Source organism: Streptomyces speibonae, from assembly GCF_984686075.1.
This window is the reverse complement of the sequence record NZ_OZ480260.1, coordinates 3,451,217-3,466,326: the sequence shown is the minus strand read 5'-3', so window position 1 is coordinate 3,466,326 and position 15,110 is coordinate 3,451,217. Positions and strand designations below refer to the sequence as shown.

15 protein-coding genes are annotated in these 15,110 nt (G+C 70.1%); 13 read left to right on the top strand and 2 right to left on the bottom strand.

Annotated features, from left to right (window positions below; translation table 11 throughout):
* Window positions 1-41: 41 nt before the first annotated feature.
* Entirely contained in the window at window positions 42-566 is a 525-nt protein-coding gene (locus AC5L3C_RS15500) for a GNAT family N-acetyltransferase (RefSeq protein ID WP_493649490.1), read from the bottom strand.
* A gap of 97 nt (window positions 567-663) precedes the next feature.
* Between AC5L3C_RS15500 and AC5L3C_RS15495 the strand changes: the two genes are divergently transcribed.
* On the top strand, window positions 664-1,947 hold the full coding sequence (locus AC5L3C_RS15495) for a geranylgeranyl reductase family protein (protein ID WP_493649489.1): 1,284 nt from the start codon (window positions 664-666) through the stop codon (window positions 1,945-1,947).
* A gap of 118 nt (window positions 1,948-2,065) precedes the next feature.
* Window positions 2,066-2,392: a hypothetical protein gene (locus AC5L3C_RS15490; RefSeq protein WP_493649488.1), complete on the top strand. Its 327-nt coding sequence runs from the start codon at window positions 2,066-2,068 to the stop codon at window positions 2,390-2,392.
* A gap of 248 nt (window positions 2,393-2,640) precedes the next feature.
* On the opposite strand, the gene AC5L3C_RS15485 is transcribed toward AC5L3C_RS15490, so the two are convergent.
* Complete coding sequence (locus AC5L3C_RS15485; RefSeq protein ID WP_125504817.1) at window positions 2,641-3,486, bottom strand: C40 family peptidase; 846 nt, start codon at window positions 3,484-3,486, stop codon at window positions 2,641-2,643.
* Between the two features lie 774 nt (window positions 3,487-4,260).
* On the opposite strand from AC5L3C_RS15485, the gene AC5L3C_RS15480 reads away from it, so the two are divergent.
* Genes AC5L3C_RS15480 through nuoK form a run of 11 tightly spaced genes read left to right on the top strand, consistent with a single transcriptional unit; the run spans window position 4,261 to window position 15,108 of the window.
* On the top strand, window positions 4,261-4,620 hold the full coding sequence (locus AC5L3C_RS15480; RefSeq protein WP_007490928.1) for an NADH-quinone oxidoreductase subunit A: 360 nt from the start codon (window positions 4,261-4,263) through the stop codon (window positions 4,618-4,620).
* A 13-nt stretch (window positions 4,621-4,633) separates the two neighbouring features.
* Window positions 4,634-5,188 carry a NuoB/complex I 20 kDa subunit family protein gene (locus AC5L3C_RS15475; protein WP_006133126.1) on the top strand — a complete coding sequence of 185 codons (555 nt, stop codon included), beginning with the start codon at window positions 4,634-4,636 and terminating at the stop codon, window positions 5,186-5,188.
* Complete coding sequence (locus AC5L3C_RS15470; protein WP_493649487.1) at window positions 5,185-5,934, top strand: NADH-quinone oxidoreductase subunit C; 750 nt, start codon at window positions 5,185-5,187, stop codon at window positions 5,932-5,934. Before AC5L3C_RS15475 ends, AC5L3C_RS15470 begins: the two co-directional genes overlap by 4 nt.
* Window positions 5,931-7,250: an NADH-quinone oxidoreductase subunit D gene (locus tag AC5L3C_RS15465; RefSeq protein ID WP_125504815.1), complete on the top strand. Its 1,320-nt coding sequence runs from the start codon at window positions 5,931-5,933 to the stop codon at window positions 7,248-7,250. The genes AC5L3C_RS15470 and AC5L3C_RS15465 overlap by 4 nt, the downstream gene beginning before the upstream one ends.
* Window positions 7,247-8,107 (top strand): NADH-quinone oxidoreductase subunit NuoE, encoded by an 861-nt coding sequence (gene nuoE / locus AC5L3C_RS15460; protein ID WP_493649486.1) that lies wholly within the window; start codon window positions 7,247-7,249, stop codon window positions 8,105-8,107. The genes AC5L3C_RS15465 and nuoE overlap by 4 nt, the downstream gene beginning before the upstream one ends.
* Window positions 8,107-9,453 carry an NADH-quinone oxidoreductase subunit NuoF gene (gene nuoF / locus AC5L3C_RS15455; RefSeq protein ID WP_493649485.1) on the top strand — a complete coding sequence of 449 codons (1,347 nt, stop codon included), beginning with the start codon at window positions 8,107-8,109 and terminating at the stop codon, window positions 9,451-9,453. The genes nuoE and nuoF overlap by 1 nt, the downstream gene beginning before the upstream one ends.
* Window positions 9,450-11,954 carry an NADH-quinone oxidoreductase subunit G gene (locus AC5L3C_RS15450; RefSeq protein WP_493649484.1) on the top strand — a complete coding sequence of 835 codons (2,505 nt, stop codon included), beginning with the start codon at window positions 9,450-9,452 and terminating at the stop codon, window positions 11,952-11,954. The genes nuoF and AC5L3C_RS15450 overlap by 4 nt, the downstream gene beginning before the upstream one ends.
* Window positions 11,951-13,324, top strand: a complete 1,374-nt coding sequence (nuoH, locus tag AC5L3C_RS15445) for an NADH-quinone oxidoreductase subunit NuoH (protein WP_493649483.1) — start codon at window positions 11,951-11,953, stop codon at window positions 13,322-13,324. Before AC5L3C_RS15450 ends, nuoH begins: the two co-directional genes overlap by 4 nt.
* The gene (nuoI, locus tag AC5L3C_RS15440) at window positions 13,317-13,958 is read left to right on the top strand and encodes an NADH-quinone oxidoreductase subunit NuoI (protein ID WP_493649482.1); all 642 of its coding nucleotides are present in this window, start codon (window positions 13,317-13,319) and stop codon (window positions 13,956-13,958) included. The genes nuoH and nuoI overlap by 8 nt, the downstream gene beginning before the upstream one ends.
* Window positions 13,955-14,812, top strand: a complete 858-nt coding sequence (locus AC5L3C_RS15435) for an NADH-quinone oxidoreductase subunit J (protein WP_493649481.1) — start codon at window positions 13,955-13,957, stop codon at window positions 14,810-14,812. The genes nuoI and AC5L3C_RS15435 overlap by 4 nt, the downstream gene beginning before the upstream one ends.
* Window positions 14,809-15,108, top strand: coding sequence for an NADH-quinone oxidoreductase subunit NuoK (nuoK, locus tag AC5L3C_RS15430; RefSeq protein WP_125504808.1), 300 nt, complete (start codon window positions 14,809-14,811; stop codon window positions 15,106-15,108). The genes AC5L3C_RS15435 and nuoK overlap by 4 nt, the downstream gene beginning before the upstream one ends.
* Window positions 15,109-15,110 lie beyond the last annotated feature (2 nt).

The following is a 15,110-nucleotide window of genomic DNA, read 5'->3' as shown; positions in this document are numbered from 1 at the left end:
GCGCCCGCCGGAAGCGTCGCGTGGCGTTCCGTGACAATTGACTACTCTCCGTCATCACCTCGGAGGCTGAGGCGGTAGCAGTGGGCCTCGCGGTGCGGCGCCGGAGTCATGAGGGTCTCCGCGAGGCGCATGCCCAGCCGCCTGGTGACCGCTATCGAGCGGGAGTTGCGGGCGTCCACCATCGCCACCACGCCGTCGAGGCCCGCCGCGCGCACCCGCGCGAGGGTCTCCCGGGCGGCGGCGGTGACGTACCCCTTGCCCCAGTGCTCCCGCGCGAGGCGCCAGCCGATCTCGATCTCGCCGACGGGGCCCCAGTCGCGCTCCCACGGCTGGGCGCCGGTGAAGCCGATGACCCGGCCGGACGCGTCGAGCACGGTCCACAGGCAGAAGCCGAGCTGGGCGTCGTGCCGGCGCTGGCGGGCGGTGAGCTCCTCGTAGACCGACAGATCCGCCGCCTTGCCGCCGTGGAACTCCATGACGTCCGGGTCGTCGAAGATCCGGTGCCAGGTGAAGGCGTCCTCGTGGGTGGGGACGCGCAGCCGTACAGCGGGGAGAGCTCGGTTCACGGGGCAGCCCTTCAGCCGGTGATCAATACCGCTGAATAGACTGCCCGTGTCCAGTGCCGGTCGGCACGCAGATTTCGAACCTTGGGGAGATCCCGCCGTGACCGAGCCCCTCTCCGACCACACCGCCGACGTCATCGTCGTAGGCGCGGGGCCGGCCGGCTCCACCACCGCCTACCACCTGGCCCGGTCCGGACTCGACGTGCTCCTGCTGGAGAAGACCGAGTTCCCGCGCGAGAAGGTGTGCGGCGACGGCCTCACCCCGCGCGCCGTGAAGCAGCTGGTGTCGATGGGCATCGACATCTCCGAGGAGGCCGGCTGGCTGCGCAACAAGGGCCTGCGCATCATCGGCGGCGGGGTCCGCCTCCAGCTGGACTGGCCGGATCTCGCCTCCTTCCCCGACTACGGACTGGTCCGCAAGCGCGACGACTTCGACGAGCAGCTCGCCCGCCAGGCGCAGAAGGCCGGCGCCCGCCTGTACGAGCGCTGCAACGTCGCGGGGCCGGTCGTCGACGACCGCACCGGGCGCATCACGGGCGTCAAGGCCAAGCTCGGCGAGGACAAGCGGAAGGTCACCTTCCACGCCCCGCTGGTCGTGGCCGCCGACGGCAACTCCACCCGGCTGTCCCTGGCGATGGGGCTGCACCGGCGCGAGGACCGGCCGATGGGCGTCGCGGTGCGTACGTACTTCACCTCGCCGCGGCACGACGACGACTACCTGGAGTCCTGGCTGGAACTGTGGGACCGCCGCGGCCCGCAGGACCGGCTGCTGCCCGGCTACGGCTGGATCTTCGGCATGGGCGACGGCACCAGCAACGTCGGCCTGGGCGTGCTGAACACCTCCGATTCCTTCAAGGAGCTGGACTGGCGCGAGGTCCTCAAGGCCTGGTGCGCCTCGATGCCGGAGGACTGGGGATACACCCCGGACAACATGACCGGCCCGATCCGCGGTGCCGCGCTGCCCATGGCCTTCAACCGCCAGCCGCACTACACGCGCGGGCTGATGCTCGTCGGCGACGCGGGCGGCCTGGTCAACCCGTTCAACGGCGAGGGCATCGCCTACGCCATGGAGTCCGGGCAGCTCGCCGCGGACGTCATCGTGCAGGCGCACGCGCGGGCGACGCCCGCCCAGCGGGAGATCGCGCTCCGCCGCTACCCGCGCGTCCTGAAGGACACCTACGGCGGCTACTACACGCTCGGCCGCGCCTTCGTGAAGCTCATCGGCAACCCGAAGGTCATGCAGATCGCCGCCCAGCGGGGCCTGACGCACCCGATGCTGATGAAGTTCACGCTGAAGCTGCTCGCCAACCTGACGGACCCGACGGGCGGCGACGCGATGGACCGCGTCATCAACGGTCTGAGCAGGGTGGCGCCGAAGGCCTGACAGCTCGCCGCCCGCGAGGGCTGTCGAACGGGGCGTGCCCGGCCGGGCACGCCCCGTTCGACGAGCGAGCCTTCCGGACCCCTTCGCGTCCGGCCCCTCGAACGACTTCGTCCGGCTCGTGCTCGACGGCTCCGACGAGGAGACGGACGGCGGCAAGGGCGAGGGAGACGGAGGCGCGCCGGACGGCCCGACGCCGCCCGGGTCCGGCGAGGTCGATCCGGACGAGTCCGGCTCCTCCGGGACGAACGCGACCGGCGGCACGTCCGGTGACGCGGCCGGCCACGACGCCGGGGGCGGTCCGGCGCTCACCGGTGCCGGCGGGGTGGCGCTGATCGGCGGGGTGGCGCTGACGGCGCCGGGCCTCGGCGCGGGCGCGATCGTGCTGCGGCGTTGGCGCGCACGGCACAGCGGCGGGCGGTACCGCCGCCTGGCGCCGGCGCGCTGAACGGCGCTGTGAGCGGCCGGAGTCCTCGGAGGGGACTGGCGGCCGTCGGCGTCTGCGTGAGGCGCTGTGAGGGGGCGTCACGGGCCCGCACGGCGCTCCGGCGGCGCGCGCGGGCACTCTCAACCCGCCGCGCACGCGGGATGATTCGGGCAATCGGGCGATCTTGCCCGTGGTGTGCCCTGTGTGAGGCCACGAGGGAGGGCCGCTGCCCTGAGCGGCAGCGGCCCTTCAGCCCGTACAGGCGCGGTTCAGAGCACGCGCACGGCACCCGACGCGGGGTAGCCGGAGAGATCCTGGATGACGACGCCCTTGGACGGGTTGGCCGCGTCCAGGTACTGGCCGTTCCCGAGGTAGACACCCACGTGGTACGCGGAGCCCTTGCCGCCCCAGTACAGGATGTCGCCCTGCTGGATCTGCGACAGCGGGATGTCGGTGCCGACCATCGACTGGTCCTGCGAGACGCGCGGCAGGTCGACGCCGACCTGCTTGAACGCGGCCTGCACCAGGCTCGAGCAGTCCCAGGCGTTGGGGCCCGAGGCGCCCATGACGTAGGCGTCGCCGAGCTGGGCCTTGAGGAAGGAGATGACCGTCGCGACGCTGCCGCTCGCGGGCGCGGAGGCGGTCTGGGTGGCGGCGGTGGACGTCGAGGTGGTGGACAGCGAGGTGCGCTCGGCGTCGCGCGCGGCGCGCTCCGCGGCGGCCTTGCGGGCCTCCTCCGCGGCCTTCTTCTTCGCCTCGGCCTTCTTCTTCGCCTTGGCGAGGTCCGCCTTGGCCTGCTGGGCGGCCTTGGCGGCGGCCGCGTCACGCTCGGCCTGCAGCTGGTAGTTCGCGGCGGCCTGCTGGGTGGCGTCCGCGGACTGGGCGACCTGAGCGGCCAGGTCGGCCGTCAGGGTGGGCAGTTCGAGGGTCTGCGTCACCGGCTCGGCAGCGTTCGCCGAACCCGACGCCCCAGCCACTGCCAGAGTGCTGAGGACGCCACCGGCAACTCCGGCCCGCATCGCCATGGTGCTCTGGGCGGTGCGGCGGGGTTTCCGGTGGCTGCGTATGTGAGCGGTGTGGGACATGGGAACAACCGGTACCAGGGGCTGCTTCATATCTTCAAGAAACGTGTGCTGCGCCACAGTTGTTCAATCCGGCGCCCGAATCCCGGGCGTGTCGTTCTTTATTGACGCCGTAACGGACATTGCGGGCGCCCGTGATCGGCCCGTGATCACGGACTTTCATCGTTACGCCCGAATTGCTCCCCGCCTACCACCGGTTGAAGTGGTTGGCCAATCCCCGCTCTCATGCGGCCCTCATGAATGTGGCGGAGGTCACGGAACGATTACCCGGACCCCCGCGTCCGGGAGGCTCCCGGCACCCCGGCCGACGGCCCCTGCCGCCCGCGGGAGTTCCCGGTGGCCGAACGTGACTGGATCGTGACCCTCCGACTTCGTGAACGCGTGCACACGTCCACACCCCGCCGCGGCTCCCCCCGGAGGTGTGAACGCGGCGTCTAGCAAGAGATCAAGTCCAGCGCCAATTTGCATGCAAGAGAAGCCTCTTGATATGGAGATGACCCCTCTGAGCTGCGCTGACCAGTCAAAATGCCACCTTTGGTGATCACGCGGACGCTTGGCGTGCGAAGATCAGCGCTCATCCGACTTCATGATCGTTCGTCAGGTGGTGGAGATCACAAAGCTTGTGCAATACCCCGTGTCGCAGATCACAGACCCTCGGGCATAGGATGCGGAGCGGTTGGGCTTGTGACCTGCTTCACATGTTCTCGATCTTCGCCGGGGCGGGCGTGGTTCGTGGGGCGGTTGAGGTCGGTCGGGCCCACTGCACAACCGCCAGCAGTCAGTGCCGACTGAGAGGAGCGAGGAGCGGTGAACGCGTATGCGCCCATCCTCGTACTGGGAGCCCTCGGGGCAGGCTTTGCGATCTTCTCCGTGGTCATGGCCACGCTGATCGGTCCGAAGCGGTACAACCGCGCCAAGCTCGAGGCCTACGAGTGCGGTATCGAACCGACCCCCACGCCGGCCGGCGGCGGGCGCTTCCCCATCAAGTACTACCTGACGGCGATGCTCTTCATCATTTTCGATATCGAGATCGTCTTCCTCTACCCCTGGGCCGTCACCTTCGACGCCCTGGGGCTTTTCGGGCTCGTGGAGATGCTGCTCTTCGTGCTCACCGTCTTCGTCGCGTACGCGTACGTATGGCGGCGCGGCGGCCTGGAATGGGACTGAGGGGCCACAAGTCATGGGACTCGAAGAAAAGCTGCCGAGCGGATTCCTGCTGACCACCGTCGAGCAGGCCGCTGGCTGGGTGCGCAAGTCGTCCGTCTTCCCCGCCACGTTCGGCCTCGCCTGCTGTGCCATCGAGATGATGACCACCGGCGCGGGCCGCTACGACCTGGCGCGCTTCGGCATGGAGGTCTTCCGCGGCTCGCCGCGGCAGGCGGACCTCATGATCGTCGCCGGGCGGGTGAGCCAGAAGATGGCGCCGGTGCTCCGGCAGGTCTACGACCAGATGCCGAACCCCAAGTGGGTGATCTCCATGGGGGTCTGCGCCTCCTCGGGCGGCATGTTCAACAACTACGCGATCGTCCAGGGCGTCGACCACGTCGTCCCGGTCGACATCTATCTCCCCGGGTGCCCGCCCCGCCCCGAGATGCTGATGGACGCCATTCTCAAGCTCCACCAGAAGATCCAGAGCTCCAAGCTCGGCGTGAACGCCGAGGAGGCGGCCCGCGAGGCGGAGGAGGCGGCGCTCAAGGCCCTGCCCACGATCGAGATGAAGGGGCTGCTGCGATGAGCGACGCGAACAGCACCGCGGGTGACGATGTGAACCCCGAGAAGGACATCTCCGCCCAGAACCTCCCCGGTCAGCGCGGCCAGGGCGGCGAGGAGGTCCGCGTCCAGCGCGGGATGTTCGGCGCAAACAACGGCGGCGACACCTCCGGCTACGGCGGGCTCGTCCGCTCGGTCCGGCTGCCCGGACCCGCCACCCGCCCCTACGGAGGCTGGTTCGACGAGGTCGCCGACGAACTGGAGGGCGCGCTGGAGGAGCAGGACCTGCTCCCCGCCAACGCCATCGAGAAGACGGTCGTCGACCGCGGCGAACTCACCTTCCACATCGAACGCGAACACCTCGTCCGCGTGGCGAAGACCCTGCGCGACGACCCCGCCCTGCGCTTCGAGCTGTGCACCGGGGTCAGCGGCGTGCACTACCCGAACGACAAGGGCCGCGAGCTGCACGCCGTGTACCACCTGCGCTCGATCACCCACAACCGGGTGATCCGGCTCGAGGTCAGCGCCCCCGACAGCGATCCGCACATCCCGTCACTGTTCTCGGTCTATCCGACGAACGACTGGCACGAGCGCGAGACGTACGACTTCTTCGGCATCGTCTTCGACGGTCACCCGGCCCTGACGCGGATCATGATGCCGGACGACTGGCAGGGCTTTCCCCAGCGCAAGGACTACCCCCTCGGCGGCATCCCCGTCGAGTACAAGGGCGCCCAGATCCCGGCTCCGGACCAGCGGAGGTCGTACTCGTGAGCACGCACGCTTCCCCCAGGGAGACCACCGAAGGAACCGTCTACACCGTCACCGGCGGTGACTGGGACGAGGTCGTCGAGAGCGCGGCCAAGGCCGACGACGAGCGCATCGTCGTCAACATGGGCCCGCAGCACCCGTCCACCCACGGGGTGCTCCGCCTGATCCTGGAGATCGACGGCGAGACGGTCACCGAGGCCCGCTGCGGCATCGGCTACCTGCACACCGGCATCGAGAAGAACCTCGAGTACCGCACGTGGACGCAGGGCACCACGTTCGTGACGCGCATGGACTACCTGACGCCGTTCTTCAACGAGACGGCGTACTGCCTCGCGGTGGAGAAACTCCTCGGCATCGAGGACCAGGTGCCCGACCGGGCCTCGGTCATCAGGGTGCTCCTGATGGAGCTGAACCGGCTCTCCTCCCACCTGGTGTGCATCGCCACCGGCGGCATGGAGCTCGGCGCCACCACGGTCATGATCTACGGATTCCGTGATCGTGAACTCATTCTCGACATCTACGAGCTCATCACGGGCCTGCGGATGAACCACGCGTACATCCGCCCCGGCGGACTCGCCCAGGACCTGCCGCCCGGCGCGGTGGACCAGATCCGCGAGTTCGTGAAGAAGATGCGCAAGAACCTCCCGGAGTACGACGCGCTCGCCACCGGGAACCCCATCTTCAAGGCCCGCATGCAGGACGTCGGCTACCTCGACCTGGCCGGCTGCATGGCGCTCGGCGCCACCGGCCCGATCCTGCGCTCCACCGGCCTGCCGCACGACCTGCGCAAGGCACAGCCCTACTGCGGCTACGAGACCTACGACTTCGAGGTCCCGACCGCCGACACCTGCGACTCCTACGGCCGCTTCCTGATCCGGCTCGAGGAGATGCGCCAGTCGCTGAACATCATCGAGCAGTGCCTGGACCGGCTCCGGCCCGGACCGGTGATGGTCGCCGACAAGAAGATCGCCTGGCCCGCCCAGCTCGCCCTGGGACCGGACGGACTGGGCAACTCCCTGGACCACATCAAGCAGATCATGGGCACCTCCATGGAGGCCCTGATCCACCACTTCAAGCTGGTCACCGAGGGCTTCCGGGTCCCGCCGGGACAGGCGTACACAGCCGTCGAGTCGCCCAAGGGCGAGCTCGGGGTGCATGTCGTCTCCGACGGCGGCACCCGCCCCTACCGGGTCCACTTCCGCGACCCGTCCTTCACCAACCTGCAGGCCATGGCGGCGATGTGCGAGGGCGGCCAGGTCGCCGACGTCATCGTCGCCGTCGCGTCCATCGACCCCGTGATGGGAGGCGTCGACCGGTGACCACCTCTTCTTCGGAGCGGGGCGTCAGCCTGGGCATGCCCGAACTGCCCGCGCCCCCCTACCCGGACGACGTCCGGGCCCGGCTGGAGACCGACGCGCGCGAGATCATCGCCCGCTACCCGGACTCCCGGTCCGCCCTCCTGCCGCTGCTGCACCTCGTGCAGTCGGAGGAGGGCCACGTCACGCGCACCGGCATGCAGTTCTGCGCGGACATGCTGGACCTCACCACCGCCGAGGTGACCGCGGTCGCCACCTTCTACACCATGTACCGGCGCCGGCCGAGCGGCGACTACCAGGTCGGGGTGTGCACCAACACCCTGTGCGCCGTCATGGGCGGCGACGCGATCTTCGAGGAGCTCCAGGAGCACCTGGGCGTCGGCAACGGCGAAACCACCGACGACGGCAAGGTCACCCTGGAGCACATCGAGTGCAACGCGGCCTGCGACTTCGCGCCCGTGGTGATGGTCAACTGGGAGTTCTTCGACAACCAGACCCCCGAGAGCGCCAAGCGCATGGTCGACGACCTGCGCGCCGGCCGCCCGGTCGCCCCCACGCGCGGGGCTCCCCTGTGCACCTTCAAGGAGACCGCCCGCATCCTGGCCGGCTTCCCCGACGGGCGCGAGGGGGCCGTGGAGGCCACCGGAAGCGCGGGCCCCGCCTCCCTGACCGGCCTGAAGCTGGCCAAGGGGGAGGCCGCGCCCGCACGCGTGGTGCACCCGCGCGGCGAGGCGCCGCGGGACACCCCGCCGCACGAGCCGTCGCCCACCGAGCACCTCAGCTCGCACGACGCGCCGCAGGAGACGTCGGCCTCCGACCCCGCGCACCCGTCGGGACCCGTTGCCGAGGAGGGGGAGTGATGACCTTGGCACCCGAACTCAAGGACATGAGCCCGGAGAAGCTGCTCGCACCCGTGCTGTCGGCCTTCTGGGACGAGGACAAGTCCTGGACGCTCGACGTCTACAAGAGGCACGAGGGATACGAGGGGCTCCGCAAGGCGCTCGCCATGTCACCGGACGACGTCATCGCGTACGTCAAGGAGTCCGGTCTGCGCGGCCGCGGCGGTGCCGGCTTCCCCACCGGAATGAAGTGGCAGTTCATTCCCCAGGGGGACGGCAAGCCTCACTATCTTGTTGTCAACGCCGACGAGTCGGAGCCCGGAACGTGCAAGGACATTCCGCTCCTCTTCGCGAACCCGCACAGCCTCATCGAGGGCATCGTCATCGCGTGCTACGCCATCCGGTCGTCCCACGCCTTCATCTATCTGCGGGGTGAGGTCGTCCCCGTCCTGCGGCGGCTGCACGAGGCCGTGCGCGAGGCCTACGCGGCCGGCTTCCTCGGCGAGAACATCCTGGGCAGCGGACTCGACCTCCAGCTCACCGTGCACGCGGGTGCGGGCGCGTACATCTGCGGTGAGGAGACCGCGCTGCTCGACTCGCTGGAAGGCCGGCGGGGTCAACCGCGGCTCCGTCCCCCCTTCCCTGCCGTCGCGGGCCTCTACGCGTGCCCGACTGTGGTGAACAACGTCGAATCGATCGCCTCGGTTCCCGCCATCATGAACCGGGGCAAGGAATGGTTCCGCTCGATGGGCAGCGAGAAGTCGCCCGGCTTCACGCTCTACTCCCTCAGCGGCCATGTCGCGAGCCCCGGACAGTACGAGGCGCCGCTCGGCATCACCCTGCGCCAGCTGCTGGAGATGAGCGGCGGGATGCGGCCGGGCCACCGGCTGAAGTTCTGGACGCCCGGCGGCTCCTCGACCCCGCTGCTCACCGAGGAGCACCTCGACGTCCCCCTCGACTACGAGGGCGTGGGCGCCGCGGGGTCCATGCTCGGCACCAAGGCACTGCAGTGCTTCGACGAGACCACCTGCGTCGTGCGCGCCGTCACCCGCTGGACCGAGTTCTACGCCCACGAGTCCTGCGGCAAGTGCACCCCCTGCCGCGAGGGCACGTACTGGCTCGTCCAGCTGATGCGGGACATCGAGGCCGGCAAGGGACAGATGTCCGACCTCGACAAGCTGAACGACATCGCCGACAACATCAACGGCAAGGCCTTCTGCGCCCTCGGCGACGGCGCCGCCTCGCCGATCTTCTCCTCGCTCAAGTACTTCCGCGAGGAGTACGAGCAGCACATCACGGGCCGTGGCTGCCCGTTCGACCCGGCCAAGTCCACGGCCTGGGCCGACCGTACGGAGGTGCACGCATGACTGTGACCACCAACGCTCCCTCCGGCGGGGGAGAGGCGGCGGTCCCGCCCGAGGACCTCGTGACGCTGACGATCGACGGCGCCGAGATCAGCGTGCCCAAGGGCACCCTGGTCATCCGGGCCGCCGAGCAGCTCGGCATCGAGATCCCCCGGTTCTGCGACCACCCGCTCCTCGATCCGGCCGGCGCCTGCCGCCAGTGCATCGTGGAGGTCGAGGGCCAGCGCAAGCCCATGGCCTCCTGCACCATCACCTGCACCGACGGCATGGTGGTGAAGACCCACCTCACCTCGCCGGTCGCCGAGAAGGCCCAGAAGGGTGTGATGGAGTTCCTGCTCATCAACCACCCCCTGGACTGCCCGGTCTGCGACAAGGGCGGCGAGTGCCCGCTGCAGAATCAGGCGATGTCGCACGGCAACGCCGACTCCCGCTTCGACGGCAAGAAGCGCACGTACGAGAAGCCCGTCGCGATCTCCACACAGGTGCTGCTGGACCGCGAGCGGTGCGTGCTGTGCGCCCGCTGCACCCGCTTCTCCAACCAGATCGCGGGCGACCCGATGATCGAGATGGTCGAGCGGGGCGCGCTCCAGCAGATCGGCACCGGCGAGGGCGACCCGTTCGAGTCGTACTTCTCCGGCAACACCATCCAGATCTGCCCGGTCGGCGCGCTCACCTCGGCGGCCTACCGGTTCCGCTCCCGCCCCTTCGACCTGATCTCGTCGCCGTCGGTGTGCGAGCACTGCTCGGGCGGCTGCGCCACCCGCACCGACCACCGGCGCGGCAAGGTCATGCGGCGGCTCGCCGGCAACGACCCCGAGGTCAACGAGGAGTGGATCTGCGACAAGGGACGCTTCGCGTTCCGGTACGCGCAGCTGCGGGACCGCCTGGACACCCCGCTCGTGCGCAACGCGGAGGGCGAGCTGCGGCCGGCGTCCTGGCCGGACGCGCTGCAGATCGCGGCCCAGGGGCTGCTGGCCTCGCGGGGCAGCACCGGGGTGCTGACCGGCGGCCGGCTCACCGTCGAGGACGCCTACGCGTACAGCAAGTTCGCCCGCGTGGCGCTCGGCACCAACGACATCGACTTCCGCGCGCGCGTGCACAGCTCCGAGGAGGCCGACTTCCTCGCCGCGCGGGTCGCGGGGCGGGGCCGGGACCTCGACGGGACGGGCGTCACCCACACCGCCCTGGAGAAGGCGCCCGCCGTCCTCCTGGTCGGGTTCGAGTCGGAGGAGGAGGCGCCCGGCGTCTTCCTGCGGCTGCGCAAGGCCTGGCGCGGGCACGGGCAGAAGACCTACGCGCTGGCCACGCACGCCACGCGCGGACTGGAGAAGGCCGGCGGCACCCTGCTGCCGGCGGCACCCGGTACCGAGACCGAATGGCTGGACGCGCTCGCGAGCGGTGTCGGCCTGCAGGGCGAGGGTTCCGCGGCCGCCGAGGCGCTGCGTGCCGACGGCGCGGTGATCGTCGTCGGTGAGCGGCTGGCGGCCGTACGGGGCGGGCTGACCGCCGCGATCCGGTTCGCCGCCGCGACCGGGGCCCGCCTGGTGTGGATCCCGCGCCGGGCCGGGGAGCGGGGCGCCATCGAGGCGGGCGCGCTGCCGGCGCTGCTGCCGGGCGGCCGCCCGGCCACCGACCCGCGCGCGCGTGAGGAGGTCGCCGCCCTCTGGGGCGTCGCCGACCTCCCGCACCGCTACGGCCGTGACACCGGCCAGATCGTCGAGGCGGCGGCCCGCGGTGAGCTCCAGGCGCTTCTTGTCGCCGGTGTGGAGGTCGCCGACCTGCCCGACCCGGCACGCGCGCGTGCCGCGCTCGCCGAGGCCGGGTTCGTGGTCTCCCTGGAGCTGCGGCCCAGCGAGGTCACCGAGCTCGCCGACGTCGTCCTGCCGGTGGCCGCGGTCGCCGAGAAGCCCGGCACCTTCCTCAACTGGGAGGGCAGGGTGCGGCTCTTCGAGGCGGCGCTCAAGCCCGACCAGATGACCCGGCGGCTCCCGCCGACCGACGCGCGGGTGCTGCAGATGCTGGCCGACGCCATGGACGTCCACCTGGGCCTGCCGGACCTGCGCACGATCCGCGCGGAGCTCGACCGGATCGGCGTCTGGGACGGTCCGCGCGCCGCCGACCCGACGGAGACCGCGGGCGCCCTGCCCCGGCCGGCCGCCGGTGAGGCGGTGCTCGCCGGGCACCGGCTGCTGCTCGACCACGGCCTGCTGCAACTCGGTGACGAGGCGCTGGCCGGCACCCGGCACGCCGCTCTCGCGCGGCTGTCGGCCGCCACGGCGGCCGAGGTCGGCGTCAAGGACGGCGACCTGCTGTCGGTCACCGGCGGCGCCGGATCGGTGGAACTGCCCCTGGCCGTCACCGACATGCCCGACCGGGTGGTCTGGCTGCCGCTGAACTCCGTCGGCGGCGGGGTCCCCTCGGCCGCCGGGGCACTGCCCGGCTCCCTCGTCCGCATCGGCCCGGCGACGCCCGCCGGTGAGGCCCCCAAGGAGGTGGAGGCATGAGCCCGTACCTCGCCGCTGAAGACCTCTCGATGTTCGGCCGCGATCCCTGGTGGCTGATCCTCGTCAAGGCGGTGTTCTGCTTCGCCTTCCTGATGGTGACCGTGCTGCTCTCCATCGTCATGGAGCGCAAGGTGGTCGCCTGGATGCAGTTGCGCATCGGCCCCAACCGGCACGGGCCCTGGGGCATGCTCCAGTCGCTCGCCGACGGCGTGAAGCTGATGCTCAAGGAGGACGTCGTCGTCAAGCGCGCGGACAAGGCGGTGTACGTCCTCGCGCCGATCGTCGCCGCCGTCCCCGCCTTCATGGCGTTCGCGGTGATCCCCTTCGGGCCGGCCGGCAACGAGGTCTCGATCTTCGGCCAGCGCACCACGATGCAGCTCACCGACCTGCCGATCGCCGCGCTCTACATCCTCGCGGTCGCCTCGGTCGGCATCTACGGCATCGTCCTGGCGGGCTGGAGCTCCGGCTCGACCTACCCGCTCCTCGGCGGTCTGCGCTCCTGCGCGCAGATGATCTCCTACGAGATCGCCATGGGCGCCGCGTTCGCCTCCGTGTTCCTCTACTCCGGGTCGATGTCCACCTCGACGATCGTCGAGCAGCAGACCGACCGCTGGTACATCCTGCTGCTGCCGGTCTCCTTCCTCATCTACATCGTCACGATGGTGGGCGAGGTCAACCGCGCCCCCTTCGACATGCCGGAGTCCGAGGGCGACCTGGTCGGCGGGTTCAACACCGAGTACTCGTCCATCAAGTTCGCGATGTTCATGCTGGCCGAGTACATCAACATGGTGACCGTCTCGGCCGTCGCCGTGACGCTCTTCCTGGGCGGCTGGCGGGCCCCGTGGCCCATCAGCACCTTCTGGGAGGGCGCCAACCACGGCTGGTGGCCGATGCTCTGGTTCACCGGCAAGCTGCTGAGCCTGCTGTTCGCCTTCGTCTGGCTGCGCGGCACGCTCCCGCGGGTCCGCTACGACCAGCTGATGAAGCTCGGCTGGAAGGTCCTCATCCCGGTCTCGCTGGTGTGGCTGATGGCGGTCGCCACCGTGCGGGCGCTGCGCAACGAGAACTACGACTTCGCCGACATCGCGCTGTACATCGCCGCGGGCGTCCTCGGCCTGCTGCTGCTCTCCTTCGTGGCCGACATGTTCCGGGCCCGGGCGAAGGAGGCCGAGCGGCCCGAGGGCCCGCCCGCCTTCGACCCCATGGCGGGCGGGTTCCCCGTACCGCCGCTGCCGGGACAGGAGTTGCCGCCGGTGCCGCGACGCCGCTCGCACCGGGAGCGGGAGCTCATTGTCAGTGGCGGACCCGATACTCAGAGTGACGGATCCCTGGGTGGACCTACGGATGGAAAGGAGGCGTCCGATGGCTGAGGAGCCCAAGGAGACCAAGCCCGGTTTCCTGAACCCCGTGGCCGGCTTCGGCGTGACCTTCAAGGCCATGTTCAAGAAGCGGCTGACCGAGCAGTACCCGGAGCAGCAGAAGACCACCGCTCCGCGCTTCCACGGACGGCACCAACTCAACCGCCATCCGGACGGCCTGGAGAAGTGCGTCGGCTGCGAGCTGTGCGCCTGGGCCTGTCCCGCCGACGCGATCTACGTGGAGGGCGCGGACAACACCGAGGAGGAGCGCTACTCGCCCGGCGAGCGGTACGGCCGCGTCTACCAGATCAACTACGCCCGCTGCATCCTGTGCGGCCTGTGCATCGAGGCGTGCCCCACGCGCGCGCTCACGATGACCAACGAGTTCGAACTGGCGGACTCCAGCCGCGCCGACCTCATCTACACCAAGGAGCAGCTGCTCGCCGGTCTGGAGGAGGGCATGGTCGACTCGCCGCACGCCATGTACCCGGGCACCGACGAACAGGACTACTACCGGGGCCTGGTGACCGAGGCGGCGCCCGGTACGGAGCAGCAGGTCGCCCGTTCCAAGGGCGAGGTGGTGCAGGAAGCCGCCTCGACGTTCGGCCCGGAGGAACCGGCGTCGGAGGAGGTGATCAGGCGATGACCGGACAGTTCGCCGCCGTGGTGACTCTCTCCGCCGGCACCTCCACCGGAGAAGCCTTCCAGTTCTGGGTCCTGGGCACGGTCGCCGTGATCGGCGCCCTGTGCACCGTGTTCATGCGGCGGGCCGTGCACAGCGCGCTCTGCCTCGCCGGCACCATGATCATCCTGGCGGTGTTCTACCTGGCCAACGGCGCCTACTTCCTGGGCGTCGTCCAGATCGTCGTCTACACCGGCGCGATCATGATGCTGTTCCTGTTCGTGGTGATGCTGGTCGGCGTCACCGCGGCAGACTCCCTGAAGGAGACCATCAAGGGCCAGCGCTGGCTGGCCCTGCTGTGCGGTCTCGGCTTCGGCGTCCTGCTGGTCGGCGGGATCGGCAACGCCTCGCTCAGCGAGTTCAGCGGCATCGGCGAGGCGAACGCGGGCGGCAACGTGGAGGGCCTCGCGTCCCTGCTCTTCACCAAGTACGTCTTCGCCTTCGAGATCACCGGCGCCCTGCTCATCACGGCCGCCGTCGGCGCCATGGTGCTCACCCACCGCGAGCGCACCGAACGCGCCCAAACCCAGCGGGAGCTGGCCGAGCAGCGCGTACGCGAGGGCAAGTACCTGCCGCCGCTCCCGGCGCCCGGCGTGTACGCCCGGCACAACGCCGTGGACATCGCGGGCCTGCTGCCCGACGGCACCCCGTCGGACCTCACGGTCAGCAAGACGCTGCGGGACCGCGGTCAGATCCGCGACGTCTCGCAGGAGGCGCTCAACGACCTGCGGGCGCTGGAGCAGCGCGCGGAGGAGCGCCTGGAGCGCAAGGCGATCGAGCCGCCGACGTTCAAGCGGCCCGAGGAGGCGTCGAAGTGAACCCGGTCAACTATCTGTACCTCGCCGCGCTGCTGTTCACGATCGGCGCCACCGGTGTGCTGGTCCGGCGCAACGCGATCGTGGTCTTCATGTGCGTCGAGCTCATGCTCAACGCCTGCAATCTCGCGTTCGTCGCCTTCTCCCGGATGCACGGCAACCTCGACGGCCAGGTCATCGCCTTCTTCACGATGGTGGTCGCCGCCGCGGAGGTCGTGGTCGGGCTGGCGATCATCGTGTCCCTGTTCCGTTCCCGCCACTCGGCCTCGGTCGACGACGCCAGCCTGATGAAGCTGTAAGG

Bases quoted from the DNA above. Each gene is read 5' to 3' on its own strand.
- AC5L3C_RS15485 (WP_125504817.1), bottom strand. From the start codon at position 3,486: ATGAAGCAGCCCCTGGTACCGGTTGTTCCCATGTCCCACACCGCTCAC.
- AC5L3C_RS15475 (WP_006133126.1), top strand. From the start codon at position 4,634: ATGGGACTCGAAGAAAAGCTGCCGAGCGGATTCCTGCTGACCACCGTC.
- AC5L3C_RS15470 (WP_493649487.1), top strand. From the start codon at position 5,185: ATGAGCGACGCGAACAGCACCGCGGGTGACGATGTGAACCCCGAGAAG.
- nuoF (WP_493649485.1), top strand. From the start codon at position 8,107: ATGACCTTGGCACCCGAACTCAAGGACATGAGCCCGGAGAAGCTGCTC.
- AC5L3C_RS15450 (WP_493649484.1), top strand. From the start codon at position 9,450: ATGACTGTGACCACCAACGCTCCCTCCGGCGGGGGAGAGGCGGCGGTC.
- nuoH (WP_493649483.1), top strand. From the start codon at position 11,951: ATGAGCCCGTACCTCGCCGCTGAAGACCTCTCGATGTTCGGCCGCGAT.
- nuoI (WP_493649482.1), top strand. From the start codon at position 13,317: ATGGCTGAGGAGCCCAAGGAGACCAAGCCCGGTTTCCTGAACCCCGTG.
- AC5L3C_RS15435 (WP_493649481.1), top strand. From the start codon at position 13,955: ATGACCGGACAGTTCGCCGCCGTGGTGACTCTCTCCGCCGGCACCTCC.